Source organism: Streptomyces sp. NPDC056347 (assembly GCF_042262625.1).
Taxonomy (GTDB): Bacteria; Actinomycetota; Actinomycetes; order Streptomycetales; family Streptomycetaceae; genus Streptomyces.
The window spans coordinates 1-9,481 of the sequence record NZ_JBHJQP010000241.1 but is presented as its reverse complement, the minus strand read 5'-3'; the positions used below and the strand labels follow the sequence as shown (position 1 = coordinate 9,481).

General features: G+C 71.0%; 8 protein-coding genes. 5 read left to right on the top strand and 3 right to left on the bottom strand.

What is annotated here, in order from left to right:
* Nucleotides 1–127 precede the first annotated feature (127 nt).
* Nucleotides 128–2,620 (bottom strand): serine hydrolase, encoded by a 2,493-nt coding sequence (locus ACFCV8_RS33685; RefSeq protein ID WP_376689313.1) that lies wholly within the window; start codon nucleotides 2,618–2,620, stop codon nucleotides 128–130.
* 196 nt (nucleotides 2,621–2,816) lie between these two features.
* Between ACFCV8_RS33685 and ACFCV8_RS33680 the strand changes: the two genes are divergently transcribed.
* The 3 genes from ACFCV8_RS33680 to ACFCV8_RS33670 all read left to right on the top strand — a co-directional run bounded on the left by ACFCV8_RS33680 (nucleotide 2,817) and on the right by ACFCV8_RS33670 (nucleotide 5,101).
* The gene (locus ACFCV8_RS33680) at nucleotides 2,817–3,539 is read left to right on the top strand and encodes a GPP34 family phosphoprotein (RefSeq protein WP_376689312.1); all 723 of its coding nucleotides are present in this window, start codon (nucleotides 2,817–2,819) and stop codon (nucleotides 3,537–3,539) included.
* Nucleotides 3,540–3,774: 235 nt separating this feature from the next.
* Nucleotides 3,775–4,641, top strand: a complete 867-nt coding sequence (locus ACFCV8_RS33675) for a helix-turn-helix domain-containing protein (RefSeq protein ID WP_376689311.1) — start codon at nucleotides 3,775–3,777, stop codon at nucleotides 4,639–4,641.
* Nucleotides 4,642–4,894: 253 nt separating this feature from the next.
* Nucleotides 4,895–5,101 (top strand): DUF397 domain-containing protein, encoded by a 207-nt coding sequence (locus tag ACFCV8_RS33670; RefSeq protein WP_376689310.1) that lies wholly within the window; start codon nucleotides 4,895–4,897, stop codon nucleotides 5,099–5,101.
* Nucleotides 5,102–5,253: 152 nt separating this feature from the next.
* On the opposite strand, the gene ACFCV8_RS33665 is transcribed toward ACFCV8_RS33670, so the two are convergent.
* Entirely contained in the window at nucleotides 5,254–6,099 is an 846-nt protein-coding gene (locus tag ACFCV8_RS33665) for a hypothetical protein (RefSeq protein ID WP_376689309.1), read from the bottom strand.
* 90 nt (nucleotides 6,100–6,189) lie between these two features.
* Here ACFCV8_RS33665 and ACFCV8_RS33660 point away from each other — a divergent pair, with 90 nt between their 5' ends.
* The gene (locus tag ACFCV8_RS33660) at nucleotides 6,190–6,972 is read left to right on the top strand and encodes an SDR family oxidoreductase (RefSeq protein WP_376689308.1); all 783 of its coding nucleotides are present in this window, start codon (nucleotides 6,190–6,192) and stop codon (nucleotides 6,970–6,972) included.
* 46 nt (nucleotides 6,973–7,018) lie between these two features.
* On the opposite strand, the gene ACFCV8_RS33655 is transcribed toward ACFCV8_RS33660, so the two are convergent.
* Nucleotides 7,019–8,134, bottom strand: coding sequence for an ADP-ribosylglycohydrolase family protein (locus ACFCV8_RS33655; RefSeq protein ID WP_376689307.1), 1,116 nt, complete (start codon nucleotides 8,132–8,134; stop codon nucleotides 7,019–7,021).
* 262 nt (nucleotides 8,135–8,396) lie between these two features.
* Between ACFCV8_RS33655 and ACFCV8_RS33650 the strand changes: the two genes are divergently transcribed.
* Nucleotides 8,397–9,461: a cobalamin-independent methionine synthase II family protein gene (locus ACFCV8_RS33650; RefSeq protein WP_376689306.1), complete on the top strand. Its 1,065-nt coding sequence runs from the start codon at nucleotides 8,397–8,399 to the stop codon at nucleotides 9,459–9,461.
* The last annotated feature ends 20 nt before the right edge of the window (nucleotides 9,462–9,481 follow it).

The window sequence follows — 9,481 nt, the reverse complement described above, 5'->3', positions numbered from 1 at the left end:
GCGCAGAGCTGCGGGGCACGGGCGTTTCGGGTGACCGGTCTCGCCGGTCTTACCGGTCCGGCCTGTTTACCTGTCGGGCCGGTCCGGCCCGTCTGGCCTGTCCGGCTTACCTGTCCGGCCTGGCTGATCAGCTGATTCGCGTCAGCTTCTCGCCGAATCCGGGGCTCTTCAGGTCGCTCTGGAGGGCCACCGGCGCGCTGACCTTGCCGGGGCCGGTTCCGACGGTGACGACGCCCACCTCGGTGCCCGCGGATGCCTCGTGCGGGATCTCCTTGCCGTTGTCCGACACCGACAGCTCGACCTTGAGTCCCGGCCAGCCCTTCGCCTTCAGGTCGCGGGTCGCGACCAGCGGGGTGTGACCGCCGAGCCCGTCGTCCACGTACCCGACGACGTCGCCCTTCTTCACGACCCGGGCGGAGGTGACGGACTTCTGCGCGTCCTTGATCAGCTCGAGGCTGTTGTCCAGGGACATCTTCAGGCTGTCGTACGGCTGGCCGGTGCCCGCCTGCTGGCCCATGACGGCGCCGTAGATCCACAGCTTCTGCCCGTCGACCACGGTGTTCGCGGACCAGAGCAGGTTGCCGCCCGCCGGGGTGGACGAGCCGGTCTTGATACCGCTGACCCCGGGCTCCAGCAGGATCGTGTTGTTGTTGTAGATGGTCTGGTCGATCCCCGGGATATTGATCTGCGGGGTGTCGACGATGCCCCGGAACACCTCGTTCTGCATGACCGCCCGCGCCAGCTTGAGCTGGTCCTCGGCGGTGGAGACGGTGCTCTTGTCCAGACCGCTGGGGTCCGTGTACGTCGTGTTCGTCATACCGAGGTCCTTGGCCGCGGCGTTCATCTTCGCCACGAACTCCTTCTCGGACGGAGCGTCCCAGCGGGCGAAGAGCCGTGCCGCGTTGTTGCCGGAGGGGATCATCAGCAGCTGGAGCAGCTGCTTCTGCGTGAACCGCTGCCCCTTCTTGATCGGCGCCGTCGACTCGTCGTCCCGCTTGGACTCGTCCTCGGCCTGCTGGTCGACGGTGATCTTCTCGCCCTCCTCCTTGCCCTTGAGGGGGTGGTCCTGGAGAACCACGTACGCCGTCATGACCTTGGCGACACTGGCGATGGGCGCGGGCTTCTGCGCGCCCGCGCTGCCCATCGTGCCGACGCCGTCCACGGTCACGGCCGACTGCCCCTGCTTGGGCCAGGCGAGGTCCAGGCGGTCGCCGCCGAACGTGTACGTCGGCTCGACCGACAGCTTCGGCTCCGGCACCGGGAGCGGGCGCACCATCTGCACGATCGCAAAGATGATCAGCGCGAGCAGGGCGAGCGGCGTCCAGATCTTGACCCTGCGGACGGCCGTGCGGACCGGCGTCTCCGGCGGCGGGGGCGTGTTCGTCAGCTCGGCCAGCAGGTCGAGCGGCGCCTTGGGCGGCATCGGCTGCTGCGTGGTCCGCTCGGCGCGGGCCAGCGAGGCGGGCTCCGCGACGGGCGCCCCCTCGGCGGCCGCCCCGGGGGCCTCCGGCTTGCGCGGCGCGGGCGCCTTGGCGGGGGCGGGGGCGGGGCGTACGTCGTCGCTGCGCAGGGGGACGAACTTGCTGGTCCGCTCGGCGGCGCCCTCGGCCTTCGTGTCGGCCTTCGTGTCCGGCTTGGCGTCGGTCCTGGGCTCCAGCGGGGGAACCTTGAGCGCGGTCGTCGGCTGGTCGACCCGGGGGGCGGGCGCACGGAAGATGGCGGTCGGCTGGTCGACGCCGCGCTTCTTGTCGGCGTCGTCGTCCGCGTCGTCGGCCTTCTCGGCTTCGGTCTTCTTCGCGTCCTCGGGCTTCTTCGCGTCCTCGGCGCTCTTGGCGTCGGGCTCGGCTTCGGGCTTCTTCGCGTCGTCGGCCTCGGCCTCCGCCTTCTCGGCGTCGGCCTTCTTGACGTCGGCCTTCTTGACGTCGGGCTCGGCCGTCTTCTCGTCCTCGGCCTTCTCGGCCTCCTCGGCCTCGGGCTCGGGCTTCTCCGCGGGCTTCTTCCCGGCGGAGGCGGCCTTGTCGTCGTCGGACACAGCGGACGCGTCGGAGGCCCCGGGCACGTCGGAGGCGTCGGCGGACGGCTGGTCCACCTCACCTTCCTCGTCCTCGGGCTCGTTCCCGCCCTCCACGTCGCCGTCGCCGTCACCGTCGCCGTCCGGGGCCTCGGCGGCCTTCTCCGGGCTCTCGGCGCCCTTTCCGGCGTCCGCCGCCTCGGCGGCCTCCTCGGCGCTCACGGCACCGTCAGAGCCCTCGGCGCCCTCGGAGTCCTTGGCGCCCTCGGAGCCCTTGGCGTCCGCGTCGCCGGAAGCGTCCGTGGCGCCCTCCGTCACCTTGCCCGACGCCTCGTCGCCGGCGTCGCCCTTCGCCGGCTTCGTACGAAAGACAGCCGTGGCCGTGTCCTTCCTGGACTCCGCGGGCTCGTCCCCCGCCTCGTCCTTGGCCTCGTCCTTGCCCTCGTCCGACGGCTCCGTGCGGAAGACAGCCGTCGCCGTGTCCTTGTTCTCGGCCGCCGCGTCTTCGACGGGCTCCTCACGGAAGACGGCAAGCCGCGGATCGCTCTCGCTCCGAGCCGTTCCCGACGACTTCTGCTGCTCCGACTTGTCGGGGGACTCGCCCGCCACCGATGCCTCCTCCATGCGGCGCGGGGGACACCCCCGCGCTGTCCGAACCATCTACCAGTGTCCCGTGCTGAACCACCGGCCCGGCTGCTAGACGAGAACGACATACCTACTGGTTCCCATTCAAAGCACCCAGGCGCTCTCGACAGACCAATGTGAGAGGGGTCACCCTGTCATTCATCCACGCGGGGAGGCATGGATGGGCAGGAGCCGCAGAACAATTCCGGAGGAGCTTCTGCTGCTCGCTCTGGACCCGGCCACGGGTACCACAGCGCAGCCGCAGTCGCTCGACCTCGGCCTCGCCGGAGCTCAGCTAGTGGAGCTGGCTCTGGCAGGACGGATAGCCCCTGACGGGGATCGTATCGCCGTGGTGATGCCACGGCCGACAGGAGATCCGACTCTGGACTCCGCACTGGAACTGCTGCGCCGACGCGGCAGCCCGGTTCGGGCGGTCCACTGGATCGGCGGACCCCGGCTGGGGCTCCGTCAGATCTACCTCGCGCACCTGGAGCGGTGCGGCATGGTGCATGCCGTGGCGGGCCAGATGTGCGGAGTGCTGCCGACGACTCGCTACCAGGCGACGGACACGGCGATCAGCCGGGACATCAGAACCAGGCTGGACAGTGCGATCCGCACCGGCGTACCGCCGGACCCGCGGACCGCGGCGCTCGCCGCGCTGGCCCACTCGGTCGGCCTCGGCAAGCACCTGTACCCGGGGAACGAGGGGCGTTCATCGCGCTCCAGGCTCCGGGATCTGATCAGGCACGACCCCATGGGCGGACTCGTGGCGCACGCCGTGATGGACGTCCAGAACGGGGCGGCCGCGCAACCGCGCCGCAGCCAGGCGGCCGGAGTTGCGTTGCAGCCGCAAGCACCGTCGCAATCGCGCCGCAGCACCATGGCGCGCGCCGCGGCCCACTAGGCACGCAGCACCAGCACCAGCACCAGCACCAGCACCAGCACCAGCACCAAACCGAATACCGCCGCACCGCTGTCCCCAGGACCCGGTTCGGGAGCCGCACCAAGCGCGGGGCAATCGTCAACAGCGGTTGCCCCGCGCACATTCGTATGGCCATTTCCCAGCGCACCGGGGCAGAGGGGTGGCAATCTGCTGAGCAGTAGATACGCACAGCTACATAGCCGGAGGTGCCGTTTCCGTGCCGTCCAACGTCAATCCCACCGTCAGACGACGCCGGTTGGGCCAGGAATTGCGCCGCCTGCGCGAGCTCAAGGGCATGACAGCCGAGGAAGTGGCGGAACGCCTGCTGGTCTCGCAGTCGAAGATCAGCCGCCTGGAGAATGGCCGCCGCTCCATCAGCCAGCGTGACGTACGCGATCTCTGCGGAGTGTACGAGGTCGAGGACCACCGGATCGTCGACTCGCTCATGCAGATGGCCAAGGACTCCCGCCAGCAGGGCTGGTGGCACGCCTTCGGGGATATCCCGTACAGCGTCTACATCGGCCTGGAGACCGACGCGGAATCGCTGCGGGTCTACGAACCCCAGGTCGTCCCGGGCCTTCTGCAGACCCGGAGTTACGCCGAGGCGCTGATCAACGGGGCGCTTCCGGAGGCTCCGGCGAGCGAGATCGACAAGCGCGTCAGCGTCCGGGCCCGGCGCCAGGACCGGATCACCGACCAGGAGAGTCCGCTGCGCCTCTGGGCGGTCATCGACGAGTCCGCGCTGCGCCGGCTGGTCGGCAACAAGCAGGTGATGATCGAGCAGTTGGAGCAGCTGATCGAGCTTTCCCAGCTGCCGCACGTGACCGTGCAGGTGCTGCCGTTCGAGATGGGCGCGCATCCCGGCATCAACGGGCAGTACGCCATTCTGGAATTCCCGGACGCCGCCGATTCCAGCGTCGTCTATATCGAGGGCGTCACCAGCGATCTCTACCTGGAGAAGGGCAACGACGTTCAGCGGTACAGCGTCATGTACGAGCATCTGCGGGCGCAGGCGCTGAATGTCGAGCAGACCAGGCACTTCATCGGCGGGATCGTGAAGGATTACACGGATCTCGGCGGCTGATTGTCCGGATTGCCGACATTGAAATAGTGCTTCGGGAGGGGTGGCCGTAAGGTACACCGCCACCCCTCCCGAACGGAAGATCTTATTGGTACACACCACTCGGTCGAGTGAACGCCCCCTTTGCGCCCGGGGCTTGGCGAGTAGCGTCGATCACATCAACCGGAACAGTGTTTCCGGACATCGTCGGTGCCGGTCACTTCGGTGACGGCAGCCGTTGATGCCATTAACGCGACTCTTCAGAACCGGAGTGAACATGGCCATTCGTCAGGGTGCTACGGACCAGTGGACGAAGTCCTCGTATTCCGGGGGCAACGGCGCCTGCGTCGAAGTCAAGTCCCCCGTCGTCCAGGCGATTTCCGTGCGCGACTCGAAGGCTCCCGAGGGCCCCTCGATCACCTTCGTCCCCACCGCCTGGAACGCCTTCGTGCGGGATGTCGGCATGGGTGCCGTCGACGCCTGATCGATGTGAGTTTCCCGTTCGCGTCGCGGCACCGCCCAGGGTGCCGCAGTCGGCCCTCTCGACCGGTCCGCCGTCCTGGCCGAGGGGGCCCGACGTGCGTCGGCCCGCACCGTCGCCCACGTCCGGCCCGCGTCGGCGTCCGCGTCCGGCCCTCACGTGCGGCGCAGCTGGTCGACGTACAGGTCGGTGCCCGGCACCGTCGGGATGAACGGCGCCACCAGCTCCACCCGCCCCAGGCCGGATTCCGCGACCACCGCGTCGAGCCCGGTGAAATGCTCCTCCCAGCACTCCCCCGGGTCCTGCTGGAGGAACCACAGCAGGGTCAGCCGGGTGTCGACGCCCTCCACCTGCTTCACGTAGCTCATCCGGTCGCCGGGCAGCGGCGTCGGACGGAAGACCGTCACCATCGCCGCCGGTGAGCCCGCCAGCCGCTTCGGCAGGTGCCGCGTACGCAGCCACTCCAGCAGTTCGGCCCGCCGCCCGGCCCCCTCCGCGTCGATCACTTCGAGGACCAGCCCCCGGTAGGGGTGGTCGAGGGCGTGGAAGTCGCGGGGGCCCGCCGCGCCGTCCCGGTAGACCGTCGCCTCGTGGTCCTGGAACGCGGTGAAGACGTGCGTACGGGCCTGGTGGACCCGGCCGTCCCGGTTGAGCCTCCGGTTGATGCCGACGGTCCACCGCATGTGGTCGTCGTAGCGCCCCTCCGTCACCCAGTACGTCGACAGGTAGCAGCCCGCCGTGACCGGCCGGGCCACCGCCGACGTCTCCGGGTAGCGCAGCTCCTGGAGCGCCCGGGTCGCCACCCAGCGCCGGCCGGCGAACATCCAGGGCATCGCCATGGCGCCCGCGTAGTAGTGGTCGTCCTCGTACCAGCGGTTGTACGCGTACTCCTGGCCCGGGTGCGGTTCGACCATGGTGATCAGCGCATGGCCGGGACGGACCCCGTACGGGCCCAGCGCGGCCAGTTCGGCGTAGGTCTCGCTCCGTGTCTCCTCGCTCATGACGTTCGTTCCTCCCCTTCCGTACTCCGCAGCGGCGTCCTACTCTGACGCACCGTCAGAAGAACTGCCAGGGGTGCCGGGAGGCCGCCGATGTTGCTCGCGGGGAAGACCGTCGTGGTGTCGGGAGTGGGACCGGGGCTCGGCCACCGGGTCGCGGCGGCGGTGGTGCGGGACGGGGGCAACGCGGTGCTCGGGGCGCGTACCGCGGCGGGGCTGGACCGGTCGGCCGCCGAGATCGATCCGGACGGTCTGCACACGGCCCGCCTGTCCACCGACATCACCGACGAGGCGCGGTGCGAGGCGCTCGCCGCACTGGCCGTGGAGCGGTTCGGGCGGATCGACGCGGTGGTCCATGTCGCCGCGCTGGACCGGCACTTCGGCGGGATCGAGGATGCCGACTTCGCCGCCTGGCAGTCGGTGCTCGATGTCAATCTGCTCGGTACGCTGCGGATGACCCGGGCCTGTCTGCCCGCGCTCAAGGAGCGGGGCGGGGCGGTGGTGATCATCGGTACGCAGTCGGCGGTGGCCGCGCCGACCCAGGTCAGGCAGGCGGCGTACGCGGCCTCGAAGGGTGCGCTGACCTCGGCCATGTACTCCCTGGCGCAGGAGCTGGGGCCGCACCGGATCAGGGTGAACACGGTGCTGCCGGGGTGGATGTGGGGGCCGCCGGTGCAGGCGTTCGTACGGGACACGGCGCGGCGGGAGAAGGTGCCCGAGGCCGAGGTGCTGGGCAGGCTCACCGAGCGCATGGCGCTTCCCGAACCGGCCACGGACGGCGATGTCGCGGAGGCCGTCGTGTTCCTGGCCTCGGACCGGGCGCGGGCGATCACCGGGCAGTCCCTGCTGGTCAACGCGGGAGAGCTGATGCGGTAGCCCCCCACGCCCGGCCCCGCACGCCCGGCCCCCGTACGGCCGACGCTCAGACGCGGGGGTAGCGGGCCAGCCAGCCCGGGGCGGCGGCGGCCGGGCCGTGCAGGGCGGGCCCCTGCGTCATCTCCATCGCGAAGTCGTCGGCGAGCTCCAGCACGGTGGCCCGGCCCTCCAGTTCGGCGAGCCAGGCGGGCGGCAGCGCGGTCTCGCCGTGCAGGGCCCCGAGCAGCGCCCCGCACAGGGCCCCGGTGGCGGCGGAAGGCCCGCCGTGGTTGACGGCCAGCCGCAGCCCGTGCCGGATGTCCTCGCCGACCAGCGCGCAGTACAGGGCGACGGCCAGGACCTCCTCCGCGGCGTCCGTGACTCCCAGCGACTCGATCAGGGCGGGCCCCGGGATGCCCTGGCGCACCGTGCCGAGGGCCTGCCGCAGCGCCTCGGTCACCGGTTCGTGGCCGGGACGCTCGGCGAGCAGGGCCAGCGCGTGCTGGACGGAGCCGTCCAGGGTCTCGCCCCGGGCCAGTCCGTGCACCATGACGGCGAGGGCCCCGGCGGAGAGCAGGGCGGTGGGGTGGCCGTGGGTCTGGGCGGCGCACTCGACGGCGAGCTGGAGGACGAGTTCCGGTTCCCAGCCGACGAGCAGGCCGAAGGGGACGGAGCGGGTGAGCGGGGCGGCGTCGCGGGCGCCGGGGTTCTTGGGCTTGTCGAGGGTGCCCATGGCGGTGTCGCCGAGGCCGGTCAGGCATTCCCGGGTGGGGTCGCGGCGGGCGTAGAGCCATTCCTCGCGGCCGAGCCAGCCGATGTCCTCGCGGCGTTCGTCGGGCCCCCAGTCGTGCTGGGTGGCCGCCCACCGCAGATGGGCCCGGTGGATGTCGGTGGGCGGGTGCCAGGCTCCGGTGTCGCGGCGCACCTGGGCCCGTATCAGCCCGTCCACGGTGAAGAGACCGAGCTGGGTGACGGCGGTGACGGTGCCGCGGGCGCCGTGCACGGGCAGGAGGTCGGTGACGCCGTCCGTGCCGTGGGCGGCCCGGATCTCCTCCAGGGCGAGTCGGTCGACGCCCGCCCCGAGGGTGTCCCCGATGGCCCCGCCGAGCAGCGCGCCGCGCACCCGGCCGCGGAAGTCCTGCTGCTCGGCACGGCCCCACACGGCCGTGGTCCCTGCACTCACCGCGCCCTCCCCCACCGGGCCGCGCTCCGGCCCGCCTGCGACTCCGCAGCACTGTAATCGAACAGGAACCGTCGGTAGAGAGCCGCGGAAGCGGGTACGCGTGGGTATGGCAACGGTCGTCCCGCAGGTCGTATTTGGCCCTGCCGGGCCGTACGGCACCCGCGTCAACCGAAGAGCCCCTCATACTCCGAAAGCGGCCGAACAATCGGGAATCCCTCCCATACGCGGAAGTCTTGCCTTTCGGCCCTTCTACGCTGCGGCCATGGCGATCCCCACCGAACCCATCGGCAGCATCCCCCGCTCCCCCGAACTGCTGGCCGCGCTCGCGGCCTTCCGGTCCGGCGAACTCGACAGCGCGGAGTTCGCGGACGTCCGGGCCCGCGCCGTCGCGGAGACCGTGAAGAATCTGGAGGCGGCGGGCTCGCCCGTCGTGACGGACGGGGAGCAGGCCAAGCCCGACTTCCTCACCTACCCGCTGGACGGGCTCCCCGGCCTGTCCCCGGACGGCGTGGTCATCCCGTTCGCCGACGGTCACCAGCGGCAGCTCCCCGCGCTCGCCTCGGGGCCGCTCCGCTACAAGACGTACGCGGTGGAGTACCTGCGGGCCGCCCAGCAGCAGGCGAGCGTGCCGGTGAAGCAGGCGGTCGTGGCCCCGTCGGCGCTGAGCCTGCTGCACCCGCCGGCCGGGGGCTCCGGCTACTCCCGCGAGCAGTTCCTCGACGACCTGGTGAACGAGGCGGAGACCGACATCCGCGGCTGCCTGGACGCGGGGGCGCACGTCGTCCAGCTGGACTTCGAGGAGGCCCGGCTGTCGCTGAAGCTGGACCCGAGCCGCGGAGTGCTGCGGGACTTCGTCGAACTGAACAACACGGTGCTGGCCCGCTTCACCGAGGACGAGCGGGCCCGGATCGGCGTCTACACCGGCCCCGGCGCCGACCAGGACTCGACCCACAGCCTCGACGTCGACTACGCGGCCCTCCTGCCGGACCTCTTCAGGCTCACCGTCGGCAACTTCTACCTCCAGCTGGCGAGCGAGCCGGATCCGGACCGGGTCCTGCGCATCGTCGCCGAGCAGCTGCATCCCGGCGCCCGGGTCTTCGTCGGTGTGACCGACCCGGTCGACCCCCGGGTCGAGACGGCCGAGGAGGTACGCGACCGGGTGCTGACGGCCGCCCGCCACCTTCCGGCGGACCGGCTCGGCACGTGCGACGACGCCGGTTTCGCACCGTTCGCCGACGACCGGTCCACCTCGCGTGACACCGCGTTCGCCAAGATCCGCGCCCGGGTGGAGGGCACCGCGCTGGCGGCGGAGACACTGGGCCTGTAGGACCCGGTACGGAAACGGGG